The following is a 21,944-nucleotide window of genomic DNA, read 5'->3' on the forward strand; positions in this document are numbered from 1 at the left end:
TAAAGCTTACTGATCCTGCGTCAGAATGCCTTTAACATCGTGCGGTTCAGAACGCAGATACTGCGGCGGAACCTGAACTTTACCATCCAGTGCGGCAGCAGCATGCCACGGCCAGCGCGGATCGTAGAGAATACCACGCGCCAGAGCGACCAGATCGGCATCGCCCTGCTGAAGCACATCTTCCGCCTGCTGCGGTTCAGTAATCAGGCCAACCGCAATCACCGGAATCGACACCTGTTCACGGATATCGCGAGAGAACGGCACCTGATAGTTTGGCCCGACGCTGATTTTCTGATCTTCCGACAGCCCCCCACTTGAGACGTGGATATAGGCGCAGTTCAGCGCTTCCAGCTCACGTGAGAAGGCGATCGACTGCTCGATTTCCCAGCCGCCTTCGACCCAGTCCGTAGCGGAAATGCGCACGCCTACTGGCACGGACGCGGGTACGGCTTCACGGACGGCTTTGAACACCTCCAGCGGGAAGCGCATACGGTTTTCCAGCGAACCACCATATTCGTCGCTACGCTGATTCGACAGCGGCGACAGGAACTGATGCAGCAGATAGCCGTGTGCGGCATGGACTTCGATCAGCTCAATGCCCAGGCGTACCGCGCGATGGGCGCTGTCGACAAAGGCCTGTTTTACCCGCTGCAGATCGTCAATGCTCATCGCCAGCGGTTTTACTTCACCCTCGCTGTAGCTCACAGCTGACGGCGCCACGGTCTGCCAGCCGCCGGCATCCGGCGCAATCTGCTTACCGCCTTCCCAGGGCACGGCACACGACGCTTTGCGGCCCGCATGGCCAAGCTGAATACCCACCGGAATAGAGGAGTAGCGGCGCACATCTTCCAGCACCGTTTTCAGCGCGGCTTCATTGTCATCATTCCATAAGCCCAAATCGCCGGGAGAGATACGACCAATGTCCTCGACGGCAGTGGCTTCGATAATCATCAAACCCGCGCCGGAAAACGAGAGCTGGCCAAGATGGATCCGGTGCCAGGCAGTGGCATTGCCTGCCTCAGCGGAGTACTGGCACATCGGCGCAATCACAATGCGGTTATCCAGCGTAAGTTCGCCCAGTGAGACAGAAGAAAAAAGTTGGCTCATGTTATCTCCATGGTGTTATGACGGACGTGACAGGCAATAACTATAGCGGGGGATTGACCGGGCGGGATGATTGCAACGTGACTTTTTATGACTGCGGCTGGGCTTAGCTGAGTACACCGCTGCGCTTAGCCAGCGGGATGCAGACCCCGCTGCCGTCGCAACAGGGTCTTTTATCAGCACTCAGACCTGCGCCATTCCGCCATCGACAAACAGCTCTGTTGCATTGATAAAGCTGGCGGCATCAGACGCGAGAAAAGCAACGGTGCTGGCCACTTCCTGTGGTTCTCCCAGACGGCTAAGCGGTATCTGTGCTGCCAGCGCATCAAACAGGCCCTGACGCTGATCTTCACTCACCAGATCGCCCAGACCTGGCGTGCGGATCGGGCCGGGACTGACGACATTAACCCGGATGCCGCGATCTTTCAGATCCAGCGCCCACGAACGGGCAAAGTTGCGCACCGCCGCTTTACTGGCACTGTAGACGCTAAAGGCCGCTGTACCCTGCGAAGCAGCGGTTGACCCGGTCAGAATGACTGACGCGCCATCAACCAGCAGAGGCAGGGCTTTCTGCACCGTAAAGAGCACGCCGCGCACGTTGGTGCCAAAGATCCGATCAACGTGCTCTTCAGTAATCGCGCCCAGCGGCAGCATGTCGCCGCCTCCGGCGTTGGCAAACAGAATATCCAGCCGTCCGGCCTGCGCCGCAATGCGGGAGTAAACGTTGTCGAGATCGTGCAATTGAGAGGCATCGGCCCGGATACCGCTGACGGTTCCGCCGATTTCAGCGACCGCAGCATCCAGTTCCGCCTGACGCCGGCCGGTAATAAATACCTGCGCGCCCTGTGCCGCCAGTTCCCGTGCGGTGGCCAGGCCAATTCCGCTGGTTCCGCCTGTTACCAGCGCAATTTTTCCTGCAAGTGTTGCGTTCATTAGCGTTTCTCCGAATGGTTGCATTGACAGATTTATCTCTTACCGGTCAGCGGGGCTGCCGGACTGATGGCTACTGTAAAAGAGCAGGATTGACGGATAAATCCGCAAAAATGAAAATGACTATCCACGCTGGTGGATAATAGGGGACATAAATGGATCAGCTGCTGGCGATTAAAGCCTTTTCACGGGTAGTGGAAAGCGGCAGTTTTACCCGCGCGGCGGACTCGCTGAACATGCCGAAAGCCACGCTGAGCAAGCTGGTTCAGGAGCTGGAAGCGCATCTCTCCGTCAGGCTCCTGCAGCGTACGACCCGACGCGTGACCGTTACCGCGGAGGGGCGGGAATACTATGAGAAGGCATTGCGTATCCTGCACGATCTGGAGGATATCGATGCCTGCTTCAATGCGCTGCGCAGTAAGCCGCGCGGGCATTTACGTGTCGATATCGGCGGATCGACCGCGAGGGATATCCTGATCCCGATGTTGCCTGACTTCTTTGCCCGCTATCCTGACATTACGCTCGACCTTGGCGTCTCCGATCGCCCGGTTAACCTGATTAGCGGTAACGTTGACTGTGTGATCCGTGGCGGTCCTCTGGCTGACTCTTCACTGGTCGCCCGACTGATTGGTCACGCCACGCTGATCACCTGCGCGACACCCGCCTATCTGAAAGCGTCTGGCGTGCCTGCCTATCCTGATGAATTGCGTAACGGGCACCGGCTGGTGAGTTATCTTTCGCCGCTAACCGGTAAACCCTTTCCACTAAGGTTCGAACGGCAGGGAGAGAAAGTTGAGATCACCAGTGCGCATCGCATTGGCGTCAATGAGAGTAACGGGCATCTGGCCGCGGGACTGGCAGGGCTGGGGATTATTCAGACGTTCAGCTATTCGCTGTCGTCGATTCTGCGGCGGGGTGAGATGGTGGAGATCCTGCGCGACTGGCGTCCCGCGGGTTATCCGTTTCATCTGGTCTATCCGCAAAACCGGCACGTGACGCAACGGTTACGGGTCTTCATTGACTGGCTGGTGGCCAGTTTTCCGGAACGTGTCGCGGGAGAGTGGGAATCCGGCACCTGAGTGCCGGACTGTCATCAGTTGCCGCGATAGGTTGAGTAACCAAATGGGCTCAGCAGTAACGGAATATGGTAATGCTCGCCGTTCGCTTCCATGTTGAACTCAACCGGGATCTCCGGGAAGAAGGTTTTCTGGTTGCTCTTTTTATAGAAGTCACCGGTTTTAAATACGACGCGGTAGCTGCCTGCGCTGGCCGTTTTGTCCTGCGGGAACAGGGCGCTGATACGACCGTTGTTATCGGTGACGCCTGACGCCAGCTTCACCCAGTTATCCTGCTGTTTCTGATCCAGTTCAACTTCAATACCGGCTGTTGGCTGGCCCGTCTGCAGATTAAGAACATGCACGCTCAGCGGGTTTTTCGCGGCAGCCGGCTGGGCTGCGATAGCGGATGCGCCAGAGGTCATCAGTAATGTAGCAATCAAAGCATATGAAGTTTTCATCAATGTTTCCTTTATTGACTGTTTGAGGTCGGCTGACAGTGCTGAGAGAGTAATGTGCCTGAGGTCAAAGGGATAATTCGTCGAGGGAAATGTGAAATTTCTGAGAAAGATGAGATTAGTTACATCATACAAATATTCTATTAATTGAGTACTCGACATCCGTGCGGTGATAGCTAGCCAGAAAACGAAGGCACCAGTTTGAATTTTCTGTAAATCCAACAAAGAAAGCAGGGCGGCAGCGGGCTTAAATCGGTTTTATATGACGTAAGTCAATGAGTTACAGAACCCACTAATGAAAATACCCAGCGCGGCGCTGCCGACATCGCCATCACAAATGAGCGATCCCACATTCAGGACGAAAATTAATGACTATAAATAAACTGGCGCTGGCCATGATGTTACTGGCTGGAGCTACCAGTGTTTCGATGGCAATAGCGGCAGAATCAGCGGCTGCCGATCCCGCTATGAATACCCTTATCCAGCCTGATCAGCAGCCTGCCAGTTCTGAAGCGCCAGCCGTTACAGCAACTTATGAGGCATCGCAGCAAGCGGATGATTCTGTGGCGACACCGCCATCCAATCCGGATTCGGCAGAGCAGCCATCCGATGCGGCTGTGCCAGAAGCGAGCGCCGCTCCGGTATCGCAGGAAGCTGCGGCTTCTGCGCCGGTTCAGCCACAGCCTGAGAGCAATCTGCCTTCACCGGCTGTTAATCCGCCTGCTGAGGCAGCTTCCGTGGCAGAGAAGAGTGAGCCACAGCCAGCAGTAACCGATAGGAATGCCACGCAAAAATCCGCGCAGACGCCCGCTGCTGAACCACCGTTTACGCCAGAACAGGAAACGCGTATTGGTGAGCTGGCGAAAGCTTATCTGTTGAAACATCCTGAATTACTGATAGAAGTGGATCAGAAACTACAGAAAATTCAGTATGATGAGCAGATGAAAGCGATGACCACAGCAGCCATTCAGCATCAGGACGAACTGCTGAATGATAAAACCGTGCCTGCCATCGGGCCGGAGGACGCGAAAGTCGCGGTTATCGAATTTTTCGACTATCAATGCAGCGTCTGTGCCCGACAGGCGCCCATCATTCAATCGCTGATGAAAAATAATCCTCAGGTACGCTTTATCTTCAAAGAGTGGCCCATTTTTGGTTATCGCTGGAAACCCTCTTTCCAGGCGGCCGAAACCGGATTACGAATCTGGCAGCAGAAGGGCGGCGATGCCTATATGAAGTACCACAATGCGCTTTTTGCCAGTGGTCATGTCGAGGGCGCGCTGACACAGAAAGATATCACTAAGGCAGTGTCTGCAGCCGGTGCCGGTAAGTTAAAAAGCAATGATATGCTTGGCACATTATCCCACACGGATATCCTGGCGAAAAATACCGGTTTTCAGGGAACGCCGGCAATGATTGTTATGCCTCTGTCAGGTGCGACCGTAGAGACGGTGACAATTTACCCGGGCGGTGCGATGGAAGAGATGTTGCAGTCGGCGATTAATAAAGCCTTTGGTCAGGCAGGAGACTAAATCATTGGCCGCATCAGGATGCCGGAAGGAGGGTGATAATCCTTGCGGCATCTTTTTATTTTTCGTTTTTTGCTGACTGAGAAAGCCCGCGTAGTTTTGGCATCATTGACAGGCCGCTGGCAATGCATCCCTTAATCAATTTGCCAGGTTATGTTGCGTGCCTGAGTTGTTGACAAAATCGTCTTAACTGGCTGGGCCTCGCTTCAGCAGATTCAGGCTATATTCGAATGCGTTGCAAATTTTCAGTGATGACGACAGAGAAATGCAACGTCAGCAGGTTCGGTCATATAACTAAAGTAAACAGGTGGGATCAGATGAAAAAAATAACTGTAATTCAGGGTGACATCACTAAGGTCTCCGCAGAAGCGATTGTTAATGCAGCCAATTCTTCGTTGCTGGGCGGCGGTGGTGTAGATGGCGCAATCCATCGCGCAGGCGGACCTGTGATTCTGGCGGAGTGTCAGTTGATCCGTAACCGTCAGGGTGGGTGCAAAGTCGGTGATGCCGTTATAACTGGCGCAGGTAATTTGCCTGCGGATTATGTCATCCATACTGTTGGCCCACGCTGGAGCGATGGACGACATGACGAAGATGCACTTTTAAAACGTGCTTACCTGAGCTGTTTTAAACTTGTCGACTATCACGGTATTAAAACGGTCTCGTTTCCCAATATCAGCACGGGGATTTATGGTTTTCCTAAAGAACGTGCCGCGGCGATTGCCTTAGATGTCATTAAACATTGCATTGCTGAGAACCACACACTCGAAAACGTTAACTTAGTCTGTTTCGATGCAGAGAATTACGATCTCTATCTTAAGCTGCTTAACTGATCATTCGCATGCGAAAGTCAGGGGAGGCGTCTTTCGTCAGAGCATCTAAATCTGCCAGAAGAGATGCAGGCTGAAAGAAGGAATTAAATACCTTATTTAACATAATATACATTATGCGCATGATTGTTACATCCTGAAGTCTGGCGGTATTTTGTCTGGCCCGCTCTCCATTTCTGTTGATTCTGGCTGTTAGCCACATTGCAGCAAATCTGTCTGAAAGCATCACGACACCCGCCTGAGCATTCAGCGCCACGCTCTCTGGTCCGCGACGATCATAAGGTTTACTGGCTTTCCTCCCGGCACAGTTTCTGCAACGACTCCTCGCGCGCTTCTTATCAGTTCTCTCTGCTGCCTGAGATTTGCAGGCCGACAACAAGCTTTACCTTCTGCAACTGACCGAATGCATTGCTCAGGCTCATTCAGAGACTGCTGCCTGTTCGAACGCCTGGTGTACCAGACCGTTATCACCGATTTCATCTTATAAATGCATTTTGCCTTTGTAACATGACGTCGCTACGCAAAAGTTATCGCCCAATACCCTTGCTGATGGTCACAGAAATGCTGTAGATGCGTCTCCACATACTCTCGCATTGGCAACGTTAAAAAAATGGCCTTAAACACGCCGATGCACAATCACGCTCTGTTTACTCCGCAGGTCGCTACGTAAATCCTGAAACAATCGAAAAAACCTGTGTAACCTTGCTGCCAGGAAACGACTTTGTTGGCAGTCGCATGCTGACTGATTCAGCACTATCAATGTCACGCAAACAAGAGGCAAAAAGTCCCTGCTCTGCCTGACTATCAAGCCGGTGCTCACGCTTCATTTCAGTGTGTCAGTAAATAAAAGCGTAAATGTTCACGCGGTACAATCCATTGTTTTATACAAAACCTGAATAATGCCCCGCGATCAGAAAATAACTTTATCTCTCTTTTCTTTTAATGACATAGTTAAAAATAGCGATGCATTCTTATGCTAACTAACTGATTTAGATCAATATTTATGCCAGAGGGCTCAATTAACATAATTTTTACCAGGAGTTTTCTTAATTAAAGTGATTTGTTAGCGATTAAATATCAACATCAAATTTTATCAAGCCGGATTAATGTTGCGTCATCGAAAATGAGATAAGGAGGCAGCACAAGAAAAGTTAACCCTATATTTATTTAACAGCACCTGTTTGCAGGCTGCTAAATACAAAAAATGCACTGGTCAAAACTCACGCAGATTTAGCTCTGAGTGCGGAATTTTTATTGATCAAAGTGGCCTTATTTGCCAAATATTCCTAATGGACGTAAAAAATTCCTGGTCCCGCAGCGATGCTAAGGGATAGCAATCCTTTTTTGTCCCGAATTTTCAACAAATCTTACGCTCAGACATGGAGGTTACTCCTTAAGAAAAATCCGAATGCACAAAATAGCGGATAATTTTCATCGCCTTGAAATGCGGAGATTTTTATCGATAAAATAATCACAACTCTCGCAACCACATCAGAATATTATGAAAAAGATAACCAGAGAGGAAATTCGCTGCGCCACTTGTAAATATGGCTGTGATCTCACCCATCGCGCATCAGACATTTATAACCGATGTCCGTTGCAAAAAATTACCACCTGGCCCGGAAGCAATCATTTTTTCTCTTCATCCCTGCTGAATATGGTGGCTGGAAAATATGAAAGTATCTTTTGCAGAGGATGCGTCTTCGTTGACTTCTCCAGGGGAAATGTCAGGTATTTTACTAACAGTAACTGGATTGAATATTTAAAAAACACCGGGTTAATGCTCATTGTCGTCAGCGATCGCTTTATGGAACCGCTTGCGGCGTACTGGCAAAAAGAAGATCTACGAATACAAACTGTTATTAGTGCAGACCAGTCTCTTGACGAGATAAGCAAACAAATCAATGGCTGTTATTTCGGTCTGAAAGCTGCAATCAGGAAAAGAGTTAATCCACTCAATCAGGATGAAGTTCAGTTTCTTGACCTGGCGGTAAGCGGGCTTTCACTGACGATTATTGCCAGTGAAATGGGTGTTGAAAAGAAGCGCGTTTATAACATCAAAGATGCTATTCGCAGGAAAATGGGCATCAGCCTGAATCAATTGTTTTCCGCATAAAGAAGATAAAGGAGTGTTACATGAAGATGAAAATCAGATCGCGCAGTCTTGCTGCTTTGGTCAGTTCTGCACTGGTGTCGGGAAGCGTATTCGCCGCCTCAGATAACACCATCAATTTTCAGGGCGAAGTCACCGCTGAAACCTGTTCAGTGTCGGTAAACGGTAATAATGCATCCCCTGTCGTTCTGCTACCAACGGTGAGCACGTCGGACCTTGCAACGTCTGGCGCAACTGCGGGTGATACCACCTTCACCGTGGGCGTGAGCGGTTGTACCGGTGACAGCACTAAGACGACGAAAATCTCGACGGTATTTGTCGGAAATAATGTCAGTTCTGCCGGTAACTTAACAAATACCGGCACAGCAAAAAATGTTGAAGTACAAATCCTCGATCCAAAGGACGCGGTCATCAATCTGACCAGTGGTTACGCCGGCAGCGGCGATATGACGCTACAGGCGGGCGAAACTTCAGGCTCAGCCACCTACTCTGCCCGCTACTACGCCGCAGGCACACCCACTGCAGGGACGGTAACCGCATCACTGCAATATGCCGTGACTTACCAGTAATATTTTCCGTGCGTATCTGATAAACCGGATACGCACGCCACGCTTGAAATATTCGATATGGTTCGCGCATTATGTTGTTTCCATTAAGATTTGTAATTATCATTTTTTTAATCACGTTTATTTCCGATAAAGTCCAGGCGAGCGTCACTATTCTTGGTAGCCGTATAATTTACCCGGGTAACGCGATCTCCGTCGATATTCAGTTAAAGAACAACGATAAAATTCCTTATGTCATTCAGACTTGGTTTGATAACGGCAATATGGATTCGCAACCAGGCGAAAAAAGTGATGCGCCTTTTATTGTGACACCCCCGGTGTTTCGGATTCAGCCTCTTACCGGTCAGGTTTTAAGAATCAGGTTCATGCCTGAAACCTCATTGCCCCAGGATCGTGAGACAGTCTTCTGGTTTAACTCTCTGCAGATCCCCCCTGCCAATATTCAGGGTGAATCAGGCCGTAATAGCATGGTTTTAATGTTACGTAACCGGATGAAGATTTTTTATCGGCCAAAAGGGATTGGTCAGCCCGATAATATTTTCGAAGGACTTAAGATGGCAATAAAAAAAGACGGGGTTGAGATCAATAACATTCGACCCTGGTATCTTTCGCTTACAGACGTTGCAATAAAAACAGCAGGCAAAGAAATTGTCTGCGATGCTGACATGATTGCCCCTTATTCTAAAAAAACAGTCAGGTGTAAAAGCGCAATTCAGTTTCCATCCAATAACAGCGTGGTTTCTCTTTCAGCGATGAATGACCAGGGAGCAAAAGTCAGTGAAAAGTATCCGATTTCAGCCTGGTAATATTCGCCTCCTTTTTTTACCATTCTGTGCATCATTCACTTTTTCAATGTCTGGACACGCGGAAAAATACTATTTTGATCCTTCGCTGTTTAAAGGTTCTGCCTTTGGTCAGAACATCGATCAATTTAATCAGCACAATATCACTCCTGGCAATTATTATGTGGATATCTATGTTAATAATAAGCTGATTAAAAGTGGCATCACCCTCACCTTTTTTCCGAAAGAAAATGGTCAGCCTGCTGAACCCTGTCTTTCCCCTGCGGTGGCAGAATCGTTGCGGCTCAGGTCACTAAAAAAATACACAGCCAGCGATGGTTGTCAGCCTTTAAATCACTGGTCATCGTCAGCGCACTGGCAATTCGATCAGGCTTCACTGCGGCTGCAATTAACTATTCCGGATGCTGAATTAATCCATCTTCCTCGCGGGACTATCCCCGTCGCCGAATGGGACAAAGGGATTACAGCCCTCTTCATCCGGCACAATACGAACTACAACTGGACCAAAAATACTGTATCCGGCTACCAGTATCAGTATCTCTGGAGTGGTATAACGGCGGGTACCAATATTGATAACTGGCAACTGCGACACCAGGGCAATCTCCGGTTTGTCGACAATAACGTGACCGGCAGCGATATTCGCTACACTAGTGTCAGAACCTGGCTGCAGCGCCCCATTGAACCGCTGGACAGTCTGCTGACCTTAGGCGACAGCTACACAGAGAGCTCACAGTTTGGCAGTCTGGCTTACAACGGTATTAAACTCACCACCGATGAAAGAATGCGTCCCCAGAGCCGGCGTGGTTATGCGCCCGAGATTCGTGGCATGGCCTCGTCCAGTGCCCGGATTATTGTCCGGCAATTGAATCGCGTTATCTATGAGACCAGCGTTGCGCCCGGTCCTTTTGTTATCAATGATTTGTATAACACCCGCAGTCAGGGCGATCTTGATGTTGAGGTGGCAGAGGCCAATGGAAAAACGTCATCATTTACCGTTCCCTATGCCTCTGTTCCTGACTCGGTCAGGCCGGGAAACTGGCATTACTCTGTGGCATTAGGCCGGGTGCGTCAGTTCTACTCGGTGAATAACACGTTCTTCGAGGGGCTTTTACAGCGTGGTATCAGTAACCGCCTGACTGCAACAGCGGGTTCGCGACTGGCTCAGGACTATCAGGCCTGGCTGCTTGGCGGTGTCTGGACCTCTTCGGCGGGTGCTGTGGGATTGAACACCATCTTTTCCGATGCCAGGGTCGCTCAAAACAGCAACGCCACAGGATGGCGCGCCGAGCTGAGTTACAGTAAAACCTTTGCGACCGGAACCAACCTTGTGCTGGCGGCTTATCGTTATTCAACCAGCGGTTACCGCGACCTGCAGGATGTGCTGGGTGTCCGGCGTCAGCAGGACAATGGCATCAGTTACTACTCAGATACGCTGCATCAGCGTAATAACTTCTCCGTGACCCTGAGTCAGTCAATGGAGAATTATGGCTTAATCAGCCTGAGCGCCAGCACGGCGGATTACTATAATAACCGTTCACGTATTACTCAGCTTCAGCTTGGTTATAACAACAGCTGGAAAAACATCAGTTATGGCCTCAACGTCGCCCGACAGCGCACAACCTGGAACTACGATCGTTATGGTGGCAGGCTGGATGACGGCGATAACACCTGGCGGGAAAAATATACCGAAAATACCGTTGCCCTGAATGTCTCGGTTCCGCTTAACTGGGGTAATAACACGGCCTCAGTTGCTTATAATTACAATCAGTCTAAAGAAACGCGTAATTCTACCCTCTCTCTGACTGGTTCGTCTGGCGAGAATAATCAGCTTTCCTGGTCTCTCTATGGGGGGACCGAACAGACCCAAAATAGCGGCAGTTACCGTGCCTCGTTCGGCGGAAATGTTCAGCAGAACACGCGTATGGGTGGAATCAGAGCGAATTATGGTCAGGGTGACAATTACCGCCAGGCGGGATTAGGGCTTTCTGGTACGTTACTGATCCACCCAGGCGGCGTCACTGCCGGGCCCTATACCAGCGACACCTTTGCACTTATTCATGCGGAAGGCGCTCAGGGAGCCAGCGTGCGCAATGGACAGGGTGCCGTTATTGATCGGTTCGGCTATGCCATCCTGCCTTCACTGACCCCTTATCAGGCCAATACTGTCAGTCTGGACACGCGTTATATGAATGCTAATGCTGAATTAAGCGGCGGCAGTCAGCGCGTTGTGCCTTATGCCGGCTCCGTTACACGTATTAATTTCGCCACCTTGCAGGGTAAAGCGGTATTGATCGCACTCAAGAATGAAGATGATGATATTCCGCCAATGGGTACAGAGGTTCTTGATGCTGATAATACCGTAATAGGGATTATCGGTCAGGGTGGTCAGTTATATGCACGTGTTCCGCATGACTCGGGAACCTTAAAAATCAACTGGCAATACAAAGGCAATAAAACCTGCTTTGTTAATTATCAAATAACCGGTCGGGTGAATGAGGATATTGTTCGCCTGGATGCCATCTGCCGCAAGGGTTAATTGTGTGAGAATCAAAAAATCACTTCTGCCTGTTTTTTTATTACTGTTTACTATCTCCGCCTGGGCCAATTGCAGTGTTGTCACCGCCACCTCCGCCCTTTCTCAGAGCGCGATTGCGGCAGGCTATACCGCCGCTTACTGGACCGGCGCCTGCGATACCTGCTCAGGTAATGTGGGGCTGCCTTCCGTGATCAGTATCAATAGCGGAAAGACTTTTCAGCCCTCCGGCACGTTACTGGCCAGTTCAGTGGGCAGCTTTCTGACATCTGCAAGCAATGTTTCCTACTCGGCTAACCAGATTCTTTATCGCTGCGCCGTGGCAGATGCAGACAGTCTGTATGAAATGTATGCCACTAATGGCGACAGTCCCTATGCTGGGCAATATATTACGTCTGAAGTGGATGGCGCTTATTATGATGTGGCCGCCAACGTTGCCGTAAGGCTGACTAACCTTTCAACCGGTGAGTATTACAGTCGCTACTGGAAAGCCCGGCAGCTGACGGCCAGTGACTGGTATTCCGATGGTACCTATATCTATATTCCGGCCAGTGCATTCAGCAATGTGTTGTATGAGATGTTTAAAATAGATTCTACCCGCTATTACGCCAGCAATAGTAATCGTTATGTGGACACCTGGACACAACCTCGCGGTTATATTGCTTTTAAGGGGCCGGGCCTGGATACCAATAATCTGAAGGTGGGTCAGGACAGTCTCTCATACTGGTATGGCTGGTACCGTAACTGGCCTGCCGCATGGAGTACCTACTCGAATGTCACCTATGTGCGCGGTGCGCTGTGCGAAGTTCTGGATTATCCGTCGGTGGTGTTGCTGCCTACCGTAAGCGTGAACACGCTCGCCGCTGGCGGAAAAAGTCAGGCCCCGTTTACCGTCACCATCCAGTGTGAATCTGGCGCCCTATCCGGCACCTCGACCTCGACAACCACCTCGGCAAATGTCGCTATGGGCTTTCTCGTTAACCAGTCAAATGCGGTGACGCAGGCCAGGAGTCTGGGGCTGACGACTGCTGGCGGCGGATTAACCTGGCTGCTGGATTCACATTATGGCAGCAGCGCTGCCGCCGCCGGCGTCGGGATAAAGATTTATGACAGCCATAATATGGTGCTGAATTTACTGCCTGACAGAACCCTGACCGGCACAGGTAATGGCCGTGGCTGGTATGCCTATAAAGATCTAACGTCGCAAATCTCTTCAGGCGGCAGCGATATTTACAGTGGCGATTTTACGGCTTCACTTGAAGCAATCAGTGGACAAACGATTACAGCAGGAACAGTCAATGCACAATTACAGGTTGTGGTTAGTTTTCAGTAATCTCATCGTATTATCTGGCCTGCTGCTCTCAACCAGCGTGTGGGCGGTGGTTAATGTAGATAAAACCCGGATCGTTTTTAATCCCTCGGATCTGACCCAGTCAATTAATGTTATTAACAGCGGCCAGAACGAAACTTTTTTGCAAATCTGGACAGACGATGGTGACCTTACCCTTTCACCTGATGCCAGCATCACGCCGATTATTGTTATTCCGCCGGTGGTAAAAATGTTTCCCGGAGAAATGCGTTCGCTGCGTCTGATGCTCACATCGCGGCAGACGTTACCCGCAAATAAAGAGAGCCTTTTCTGGTTAAATATTTACCAGATTCCGGCACTGAAAAAAGCGTTAAGCGTGGCTGAGCGCAAAGTGGTGCTGCCGCTGAGAATCCGGCTGAAAATCTTTGTCCGACCTGCAGGACTCAATGCCCCGCTGACCATCGATCCGGAAAAGATCCGTTTCGCGGTGTCGGGAAATAAAATCACGATAACAAACCCAACGCCGTGGTTTATGAGCATGAACGTCAATCCCAAAGGCCATCAATCTATAAAAAACCTGATGATTGCCCCACAGTCCGATCTGCAACTGAACAGTGACGCCACGCTGAAACCCGGGGATTCTGTGAGCTATGCGGTGATCAATGACCAGGGTATTCCGGTTAATTACGCGACTGTCTTTAAGTAATGGCACGCGAGTGCCGTCAGCTAACACATTCAGAACACCCAAAAGTCACACTTTGCGATTGTCACAGACGCCGCTACGTGAATTCTGCGCATCAGGTGTGTCTGATAGCTGGCAGAATTTAACCAGGGATTGCTACTGGCTGACTCTGTCGGGCAGCATCGAGGTTCTGCGAGACAACCGGATGACGGCACGTTAAAGTTGCTGGCTTCGACGGATTCCACAATGAGAGAAAATGAAACGTTTATTTGTCTATGGCACGCTCTGCCCGGGCCGCGAAAATGCCCATATTCTGGAAAACATTGGCGGAGAATGGCTGGCCGGTTCGGTGAACGGCACCTTCTATGAGCGTGGCTGGGGTGCGGCGGCCGATTTCCCTGGCATCGTTCTGGATGAGCATGGCCCCGATGTGCCGGGCTATCTGTTTGTCTCTGACCAGCTGGATGCGCACTGGCCGATGCTGGATGCGTTTGAAGAGGGCTACGATCGCGTCGAAGTTCGCGTCTCTGCCGAAGATAGTCAGCATTACACTGCGTGGATTTATCAGCTCCAGTCACAGGGAAACAGTTAGCCCGCTCAAAGATATGTGTGCCCTGCTCTTATTACTGGCTTCAGGCGCAGCGGGATGCGCGTTGTACCTGAATACCCAGGATAATATCGGTGTCTTGCTCACAGGAAATAGTATGCAACACACTGATTTTAAATCGGTATAATGGCAGGTTAAACAACCGCGCCGTTATCTTTGCTTTTTCCCTCAGCCCTGCCTTTTTTACTGACAGACCAGATAAACAGGCACTATGCCTGCTACTTTTCAAACTAAGTAGCCAATGTATGATGTAACTAAAATGCACTTCCTTAATATCTTCCGGCCGCTGTTCACGTCTCTCTCTACGCCACCAGCGACTCTTTTACGCTTTACTCCGGCCAGCGCTGATGTGGAAACAGAGAAACACGAATATTAAACAGATGGATTAACGGTGCGACTGCAACACTCTCCTGTCGCGCAATCGACTCCAGCCGCAGCAGTAACAGGTCCAGCTCATCCAGCAGATCCTGATGCGGCGTTAGCTGTAGCCTCTTCATTTTACGCTTCAGATAAAGCGCCAGCTCGTGAAACATCTGCCCGCTATCAATCCGATGCCCTTCCAGCACCTCACGATAGCGCGCATAGAAATCATAGCAGTTAGCACCCAGCCAGGTTTCGGTAATCAGATAGCCCCCCACCACGATATCCGGCACCGGATCGAGCCGTTTGCGCGGCAGAATCACGTTTACCCTGTCGAGCATCCGCGCAATAAACTGCTGGCGTGACAGCAGCGTGGCGGAATTGCGCTCCACCATTTTGATAAACCCTAACAGATCGCGCAGTCCCCGCTGCACCGCTCTTCTGGCAATCCAGGACGGTCGTTTGTTACGGATCAGCGCCGTCAGCACCACCGCAAACATAATCCCCACCATCGATGAGATGGCTGCATTCAGAGTGACGATCAGATTCGGGACATAGTGATGGCTCAGGCCGATAAAGCCAGGGATCTGAATAGCGACACTCAGCCCCACCATATTGGTCGCCGGATTAGCGATGATCAGACTCAGCAGCATCAGACCCGGCAGCAGACAGATCATCAGCGCTTGCAAAGTATTGGCCTGCGGGATCAGGAAAGCGATATAGAACAGACTGACTACCAGCGCAACCATCACCCCTTTCACGAACAGTTTCATGGGTGTTACCGGGGAGTCAACACCGGCAAAGAATGAACTGATGATCGCCGCCATCAGAGGCGCATTTGCGCCGTCAGCCCAGCCGCTGCCAATCCAGAACAGACTGGAGAGAAAGGTCGCCAGAAAAGCGGTCAGCGCAGAGAGTCTCAGCAGCCCCTTATCGATGTGCCGGTGTTCCCGGATATTGCGGATCGCCGCCCCATCCCCGTGGCTATAGAGATCCCCGGCTCTCGCACTGACGTTCTCAAAGGCATCGGCAATACGGACAAAGTTAGCCATCCGCTCGAGCAGGCCGATCAGCAGCAGGCTCTCTTCGGTGGCCAACTGCCCTGCCCGCCATTGATTTTCCAGGGTGGTCTGACTGGCGGCAATCGCCTCACGCAGTCCGGCAATATCGTTAATGCGATCGTGATGCAGCCACAGCAGAAACGCCTGAAACACATCGGTGACGCACTGCGGAAAACGGATATTCAGTTCGGCCAGCACGCCCAGCCGAGACTCAATCGCGGTCAGGGTTGGCAGCAGATAGGTCAGATGCTGATACTGCACGCTGACCAGACGAATGACATTTCGCGCCGCTTCGCCCTCATAGACGCAGTGGGTCAGCAGCGTTTCAACATTCAGCGGATAGCCCGCCATCTGAATCAGGATATCCTCCCGCTCCAGCGATTTGTTCTTTGCCATCCCGCTGATCAGTTCATCACAGAGTTTGCGCGCGTTCTGAAACCAGAGATTGACGCTCTGCCCCAGCAGATGGTGCATCGACACCGGAAACACCAGCCGGTGAACCAGCGTGCTGCAGAGGATCCCCAGCGTGATCTCCTCAATACGTGAAATCACGGTGTTGATGATCGCCGACGGCGTATCCACGTCAGGAAAGCCCATAATCGCCGCGCTGTAACCCGCCAGCATAAAGACGTAACTCTTCGGCGTGCGGTCATGCAGAGAAAGATACAGGCAGACCGTCACCCACAGCGACACACAGAGGCTGAACAGCACCGGCGACTGCACGGTTTCAGGATAGATCAGCAGAATAAAGATGCCGCCGAGCAGCGTGCCCATCAGACGAAACAGCGATTTCGAGACGGTCGAGGCGGCATAGAGTTGTGAGGTGACAAACACGGTGGTCAGCGCCCAGGCCGGTTTTTCGAAGTTAAGTAACAGCGCCACAGAGAGTGCGATAAACGCGGCAAGAGAGGTTTTGCAGGCAAACAAAACCGCGTTTTTGGTAAACCATTTCATCGAATGAGAGCAACCAGGAACTTTCTTAGTCGCGTATCCTGACAGAAGCGCCTGGGTTTTACTCTCAGTTAAATTTTACAAATTATTACCGGCCTGAGGCGGCCGGTTAATCCTCTACTGCCGCACCAGCGCACGCTGCTTATCCAGCAAGAAAGGGCGCAGATACCCTACCGTGTTCGAGAGCAAAATCACCTCATCCTGCAACCGGATTTTCAGTACGTCTGTCAGGTAGGCTTTGCGGCGGATCATACGCTGCCAGACTTCCGGAAAACGGCTCGCCAGCTCGTCACGCAATGCCGCATCTGCCAGTCCGACCGTATCTTCGATACTGCAGCCGCCATAACCCGGTACTGATGGGATGATATCAATCTGCAACAGCATTCCGCTCTTCAGGGTCACCGCTGAATCGGGATGGATGGGCGAGCTCAGCCACTCTTCGTCAGCCACCAGATGCCCCGGATTGAGATGCCAGCCATACTGCGCTTTGGGCAATACCGTTTCGATAAGCCTATAGAGTTCGCCGCCGGTGATCCCGATTCGCAACTGCTCCAGCCAGCTGACTACTGCATGATAATAGGGGATCGCCAGCCGGGTTAACCAGTCAGAAACGTTACACTGTAACTCAGGAGCCTCACTGACGACATACGCAGAGCGGCTGGTCAGGCCGCCTTTGTAGCCGACCGTCAGTGAAAGTTTGTCGCCAGTTGAAATCTGTTTGTCTGACGGATAGAGCCGGGCATGGGCGAAACGATCGCCCGTTGCGGCGATAGTGACGACGCTGTTTGACTGCCCTTCTGCATTCAGCCGTGCGCCCAAGGCCTTCTCTGTGACGCCCGGCTGCACGCTATCCAGCGCTGCCAGCATCGCGGTTGACGCCAGATTGGCGCCCGCCTCATAAAAGGCGACTTCATCGGCGCAGTTAACGCAACGCGCACCGAGGTCTGGCGAAATAAACAATCCGGTGGCGTTAACCAGATGCACATCGCCACCCGCCGCCTGAGCCGCTGCGGTATAAACGAACTGCGGCAGATCAAATAACTCATGCTGACTGCCGGTAAACAGCTTCCAGCCCACCAGTCCGGTGCGTTCACCCGCCTTAATGCCTGCCTCTGTCAACAGCTGATCCAGCGGCTGCTCCCCATGCATCGGCTGATTGGGCAACGAAAACACCGGCGCATGCAGACAGTGTCCCGGATTGCGGGCAAAAGGCACCAGCTTGAGGTTCTCATTGCCCATGATATAGGTAAGCCCGCCCTGCTGATTCACCACCAGCAGCGCCTCCTCAAAACGCGGAATAAATCCCGCCAGGTACTCAAAGTTACTGCCGTGCTCTTTGTCGGCATAGATAATCAACTGCGTAATCTGCTGCTGCTGCATCCGCTGAATAATGGCAGCCAGACGGCGATGCAGTGTGTCATCAGACATTACCGGGCTGGCGGCACCGGGAAAAGTCGGCGGTGAAGGGATTATTTTCAGGGCATAGCGATTGGCATCCATAACGCACTCCAGCAGCCAGATTGATGTGATTTCCGTTCCCAGGGTAAACCTGATGTTTCTCCTGTACGGTGCCACCATCACACAACTTACTCGTTGCGTGTTATCAAAAGATGGACATTCCCTTGTAACGATTTTGCCTGCCTTGTGCAGGCTTTTTTATTTGTGACGCGCCGCTGCGTTGAGCAAGATAACGAAAGCCCGCACTAAGCGGGCTCTTTTTATCATTTAACAGGCACGCCTGCATTCTCCAGCGCTTCCGCCTTTTCGGGGTACAACTCCGACGTTCCGGCGTTCATAATCACCGCGCCACAGCGGATACAGTGATCGCCCTTCACATCCGGCACGACATCATCGGGATTACCCGTATTAAGACTGACGTCACGCGTGGCATAAACAAACGCCTCTCCTTCACATCCCGGACACTTCATACCCTTACTCCCTTGATAAGCCTGTCAGATAAGCATAGCTGACAGGCGGTTTGCCAGAGAGTAGAGAGGGACTTTTCAGGATAGTGCCAGCTCAAACCCGCCATCAATCGTTATGCCGTAACCGCTCCAGCATAATCAGTGAATGGCTGAATATTGCATCCGCGATGTGCTGCGGGAAATCGGCCGGTAAGGCCTCGCGCACTAAGACTACCGCCTTTGGAAACTCACGGACGAAGAAGTCAAAGATCTGCTGCAGACTGTCACGATCAAAATTCACCTGCTTCGCCGTGGCGATAAAATGGCGCGGAAAGATTTTGTCGATTTCTGTCTTCTTTCCCTTAGTGGCACGCAGCCCCATCGCCAGCTTCAGCGCGCGCTTATTCAGACCCGTTCCGCCCAATACCGGATAAGCGGAGATCACATCATAAAAGGGAGTCAGGCGGTAACTGCCACCGCGCTCAATAAACAGTGAGAAGTTTTTAGCGTGACCGTCGGTGGCACCAATCAGCCACTGAAATACCTGAAACAGTATAAAGCGATAGCGATCCTCGATGGCATTGCTCGATCCCATCAGTATCTGCATTATTTCTGCGATGCCCGGCCCGCCATCCGACTCATATTTAGTCGAGGATGGCAGCCCCAGCGCCTGACAGAAATCCTCCTGTGGCAGACGAATCAGCCGGGTTCGGTCGCGCGACCAGCGGCGGTCAAAGCGCTCAACGGCCAGAGCGCGCATCTTACCGGCCCGGATAATCGTCGCCTGCGGCACATCAATACCCAGTGCGCGCGCCAGCGCCAGACAGAGATATTCGTTCTCTACGCTTTCACGCATATCCAGCGTCGCGGCTGGCTGTTTAATCTCACCGATTGGCAGCTTGATAATGTGCGAGGTGGGCGTGGCGCCGGCAGGAATGCTCCAGCCCTCTTCGGTCAGCAGCAGCGCCGTTTTCTCCTGTGCGCCCGCCACCGAAATGCGGAAATCGGTCTCTTCGCGCAGCATCCCCAGCGGAATATCGGACTGATAGGCTGACAGCACGCTCTCGAGCCGGGCTTCATCCAGCACCTCATAGCGAGCCTGCAGTGCGGGCAGCGGCATATCGGGCGGCAACAGCATGGTCGCCCCGACGCTGTCACGTCCCACTTCCTGCAACAGGTCAAACGGCTGGCGGGATTTAATCTGGTAACGCGCCACGATCCTGTCACGAATCAACGGGCTATCCGGCAGCAGGTTGTCGAAGAAGTTAATTACGGCGTGTGAGGTGATCGCCTTAATCTGCAACGGCAGAGAAAGTGACAGCGGCCTGGAGAGCGGGTTACTCAGCCAGCCGGTGTCATACTGAAACTCATGAGCGCCATTCCGCTGCCGGGTAAGCACGCCTACCCGCTCACCGTTCATCCACGCAATCAGCCTTTGCATTACCAGTCATCCTCATCATGCAACTGAGGCGCACTGGCCTCCTCTTTTTCCACTACGCCCAGACTCACTTCCAGCGCCTGTAAAAGCTTAAACAGCGTGGCCAGCGAAGTACTGTCAGGCGCATTTTCAAAGTGAGAGATGGTGGCCTGTTTCAGGCCCACCTTTTTTGCCAGTTCACTCTGGGTCCAGCCGTTGCGCTGCCGGATAAGCTTTAGCCGGTTTGCCAGCTGTAGCGGGCTGTATATCATGGGGTGACTCCTTCAGGATCACAGGCTGTAAGCATAGCGCAGAGGGGTTATCCCCGATAGGGTATAAAGTACATTCTATACCCTTCAGGGGATAATATACAAATTATACCCTCAAGAGGATAGTACAGGAATTATCCTTTGTAAGGGATGAAGACAATACGCGGATAGCAGAGGAACAGGATGAGCACATTTAACCTTACCCATCAGCAAAACGACGACGACCGGGAAGAGTTACTGGCAGGATTAGGGGCTTACAACCGGCAATTTATCAGTCGGGAGAACTGGGGGCCGCTGTCGGTTTCTCACCGGGATACAGAAGGTGTATTACGCGGTGGATTGATTGCCTCGCGCAAAGGAAACTGGCTCTGCATTGATTATCTCTGGGTGGATGAAATGCTGCGTGGCAGTGGCCTGGGTCGTGCGCTGATGAAAGCGGCAGAGCAGGAAGCGGTTAAACTGGGCTGTCTGTTTGCGCTGGTGGATACCTTCAGTTTTCAGGCGCTGCCGTTTTATCAGAAACAGGGTTATCAGCAGCAGATGTCCTTGCCCGATTTTCCGCAGGACGGAATGCAGCGCCACTATCTGACGAAAACGCTACGACCTGCGGAATCACGCTGACCCTGATGCAGCCAGCGTGACAGGGTCACTGAGCTACAAACCAGCAATACGCCGGAGGTCCGCTTCGGCGCCGGGTGCCACTGCAAGCACCTGCGCTCCTTTAGTGATGCGGTCGCCTTCGATGTTAAACGGGTGGTACCAGCCGCCCGCCTCTTTCACCAGGCAGTAACCCGCCAGGCAATCCCAGGCGTGCATACAGGGTTCGTAGTAACCCACGACCCGACCAGCCGCCACCCAGGCCAGCATCAGCGCGCCGGAGCCGATGCGGATGAAGTTACCGCCCGCCGACAGCAGCGCCGCCACAATCTCGCCCACCTGCTGTGGACTGACATAGCTGTTAGCACCAAAACCGGTGACGTGGTTTTGCAGCGTGCGCGCAGGATCGACCTGCAGACGACGCCCGTTCAGCGTCGCGCCCTGCCCCAGTGCCGCAACATAGCACTCCTCATAGGTGGGCGCAAAAATCACCCCGATGACCGGTACATCGTCACGCAGCACCGCAACCGACACACACCAGCTCGGCATTCCATTGAGAAACGGGCTGGTGCCATCAATGGGATCGACCACCCAGGTGTAATCAGAGGTTCCCGTCTGCAGTCCCGTCTCCTCGCCAAGAAAGCCATCATCGGGAAACGCAGCCCGTATGCGGCTGGCGATCAGCTGCTCGACTTCACGGTCGGCAATCGACACCACATCCTGCAAATCGTACTTAGTCTCTACCACCAGCGTGTCGCGGCGGTTGAAGTAAGATAGCGCGGTCGCGCCACCTTCGCGGGCCACAGCTTCCGCTAACGCCAGTCGCGCCACTCTTTCCTGCGATTCCATGCGAACTCCTCAGGTTA

The 21,944-nt window shown here is 52.1% G+C and carries 21 protein-coding genes; 11 read left to right on the top strand and 10 right to left on the bottom strand.

Annotation, left to right across the window (positions count from 1 at the left end):
• Nucleotides 1-6: 6 nt before the first annotated feature.
• On the bottom strand, nt 7-1,107 hold the full coding sequence (locus tag AC6I8C_RS09265; RefSeq protein WP_497822265.1) for an NADH:flavin oxidoreductase/NADH oxidase: 1,101 nt from the start codon (nt 1,105-1,107) through the stop codon (nt 7-9).
• 180 nt (nt 1,108-1,287) lie between these two features.
• Nucleotides 1,288-2,037, bottom strand: coding sequence for an SDR family oxidoreductase (locus AC6I8C_RS09270; protein ID WP_497822266.1), 750 nt, complete (start codon nt 2,035-2,037; stop codon nt 1,288-1,290).
• 152 nt (nt 2,038-2,189) lie between these two features.
• Between AC6I8C_RS09270 and AC6I8C_RS09275 the strand changes: the two genes are divergently transcribed.
• Nucleotides 2,190-3,113: a LysR family transcriptional regulator gene (locus AC6I8C_RS09275; protein WP_497822267.1), complete on the top strand. Its 924-nt coding sequence runs from the start codon at nt 2,190-2,192 to the stop codon at nt 3,111-3,113.
• 14 nt (nt 3,114-3,127) lie between these two features.
• Here AC6I8C_RS09275 and uraH read toward each other — a convergent pair whose 3' ends face one another.
• On the bottom strand, nt 3,128-3,550 hold the full coding sequence (gene uraH / locus AC6I8C_RS09280; RefSeq protein WP_033732693.1) for a hydroxyisourate hydrolase: 423 nt from the start codon (nt 3,548-3,550) through the stop codon (nt 3,128-3,130).
• Nucleotides 3,551-3,915: 365 nt separating this feature from the next.
• On the opposite strand from uraH, the gene AC6I8C_RS09285 reads away from it, so the two are divergent.
• Together AC6I8C_RS09285 and AC6I8C_RS09290 are read left to right on the top strand one after the other, a co-directional pair.
• Entirely contained in the window at nt 3,916-5,079 is a 1,164-nt protein-coding gene (locus AC6I8C_RS09285) for a DsbA family protein (protein ID WP_497822268.1), read from the top strand.
• Between the two features lie 314 nt (nt 5,080-5,393).
• The gene (locus tag AC6I8C_RS09290; RefSeq protein ID WP_497822269.1) at nt 5,394-5,909 is read left to right on the top strand and encodes an O-acetyl-ADP-ribose deacetylase; all 516 of its coding nucleotides are present in this window, start codon (nt 5,394-5,396) and stop codon (nt 5,907-5,909) included.
• Here AC6I8C_RS09290 and AC6I8C_RS09295 read toward each other — a convergent pair.
• Nucleotides 5,902-6,162 (bottom strand): hypothetical protein, encoded by a 261-nt coding sequence (locus AC6I8C_RS09295; protein ID WP_497822270.1) that lies wholly within the window; start codon nt 6,160-6,162, stop codon nt 5,902-5,904. The genes AC6I8C_RS09290 and AC6I8C_RS09295 overlap by 8 nt on opposite strands.
• Before the next feature lie 1,245 nt (nt 6,163-7,407).
• Between AC6I8C_RS09295 and AC6I8C_RS09300 the strand changes: the two genes are divergently transcribed.
• From AC6I8C_RS09300 to AC6I8C_RS09330, 7 genes are all read left to right on the top strand, one after another.
• Nucleotides 7,408-8,022: a LuxR family transcriptional regulator gene (locus tag AC6I8C_RS09300; protein WP_497822271.1), complete on the top strand. Its 615-nt coding sequence runs from the start codon at nt 7,408-7,410 to the stop codon at nt 8,020-8,022.
• A 20-nt stretch (nt 8,023-8,042) separates the two neighbouring features.
• Nucleotides 8,043-8,588 (top strand): fimbrial protein, encoded by a 546-nt coding sequence (locus AC6I8C_RS09305; RefSeq protein WP_497822272.1) that lies wholly within the window; start codon nt 8,043-8,045, stop codon nt 8,586-8,588.
• 71 nt (nt 8,589-8,659) lie between these two features.
• The gene (locus tag AC6I8C_RS09310) at nt 8,660-9,391 is read left to right on the top strand and encodes a fimbria/pilus periplasmic chaperone (RefSeq protein WP_497822273.1); all 732 of its coding nucleotides are present in this window, start codon (nt 8,660-8,662) and stop codon (nt 9,389-9,391) included.
• Nucleotides 9,342-11,924, top strand: a complete 2,583-nt coding sequence (locus tag AC6I8C_RS09315; RefSeq protein ID WP_497822274.1) for a fimbrial outer membrane usher protein — start codon at nt 9,342-9,344, stop codon at nt 11,922-11,924. The genes AC6I8C_RS09310 and AC6I8C_RS09315 overlap by 50 nt, the downstream gene beginning before the upstream one ends.
• Nucleotides 11,902-13,254 carry a fimbrial usher protein StbD gene (stbD, locus tag AC6I8C_RS09320; RefSeq protein ID WP_497823329.1) on the top strand — a complete coding sequence of 451 codons (1,353 nt, stop codon included), beginning with the start codon at nt 11,902-11,904 and terminating at the stop codon, nt 13,252-13,254. Before AC6I8C_RS09315 ends, stbD begins: the two co-directional genes overlap by 23 nt.
• Entirely contained in the window at nt 13,157-13,936 is a 780-nt protein-coding gene (locus AC6I8C_RS09325; RefSeq protein WP_230299994.1) for a fimbrial assembly chaperone, read from the top strand. Before stbD ends, AC6I8C_RS09325 begins: the two co-directional genes overlap by 98 nt.
• A 232-nt stretch (nt 13,937-14,168) precedes the next feature.
• Nucleotides 14,169-14,504, top strand: a complete 336-nt coding sequence (locus tag AC6I8C_RS09330; protein ID WP_497822275.1) for a gamma-glutamylcyclotransferase family protein — start codon at nt 14,169-14,171, stop codon at nt 14,502-14,504.
• Nucleotides 14,505-14,848: 344 nt separating this feature from the next.
• Here the strand turns inward: AC6I8C_RS09330 and AC6I8C_RS09335 are convergent, their stop codons facing one another.
• The 5 genes from AC6I8C_RS09335 to hipB all read right to left on the bottom strand — a co-directional run bounded on the left by AC6I8C_RS09335 (nt 14,849) and on the right by hipB (nt 20,484).
• Nucleotides 14,849-16,894, bottom strand: a complete 2,046-nt coding sequence (locus AC6I8C_RS09335; protein ID WP_497822276.1) for an FUSC family protein — start codon at nt 16,892-16,894, stop codon at nt 14,849-14,851.
• 114 nt (nt 16,895-17,008) lie between these two features.
• Entirely contained in the window at nt 17,009-18,391 is a 1,383-nt protein-coding gene (locus AC6I8C_RS09340; RefSeq protein ID WP_497822277.1) for a M24 family metallopeptidase, read from the bottom strand.
• 221 nt (nt 18,392-18,612) lie between these two features.
• The gene (locus AC6I8C_RS09345; protein ID WP_013357880.1) at nt 18,613-18,819 is read right to left on the bottom strand and encodes a type II toxin-antitoxin system MqsA family antitoxin; all 207 of its coding nucleotides are present in this window, start codon (nt 18,817-18,819) and stop codon (nt 18,613-18,615) included.
• Nucleotides 18,820-18,922: 103 nt separating this feature from the next.
• Nucleotides 18,923-20,236, bottom strand: coding sequence for a type II toxin-antitoxin system HipA family toxin (locus AC6I8C_RS09350; protein ID WP_497822278.1), 1,314 nt, complete (start codon nt 20,234-20,236; stop codon nt 18,923-18,925).
• Complete coding sequence (gene hipB, locus AC6I8C_RS09355) at nt 20,236-20,484, bottom strand: type II toxin-antitoxin system antitoxin HipB (RefSeq protein ID WP_497822279.1); 249 nt, start codon at nt 20,482-20,484, stop codon at nt 20,236-20,238. Before hipB ends, AC6I8C_RS09350 begins: the two co-directional genes overlap by 1 nt.
• Before the next feature lie 180 nt (nt 20,485-20,664).
• On the opposite strand from hipB, the gene AC6I8C_RS09360 reads away from it, so the two are divergent.
• The gene (locus AC6I8C_RS09360) at nt 20,665-21,102 is read left to right on the top strand and encodes a GNAT family N-acetyltransferase (protein WP_497822280.1); all 438 of its coding nucleotides are present in this window, start codon (nt 20,665-20,667) and stop codon (nt 21,100-21,102) included.
• A gap of 33 nt (nt 21,103-21,135) precedes the next feature.
• Here the strand turns inward: AC6I8C_RS09360 and AC6I8C_RS09365 are convergent, their stop codons facing one another.
• Nucleotides 21,136-21,927, bottom strand: coding sequence for an inositol monophosphatase family protein (locus AC6I8C_RS09365; protein WP_497822281.1), 792 nt, complete (start codon nt 21,925-21,927; stop codon nt 21,136-21,138).
• Between the last annotated feature and the right edge of the window lie 17 nt (nt 21,928-21,944).

It is taken from the genome of Pantoea sp. X-Soil-YNGN-844 (genome assembly GCF_059730595.1).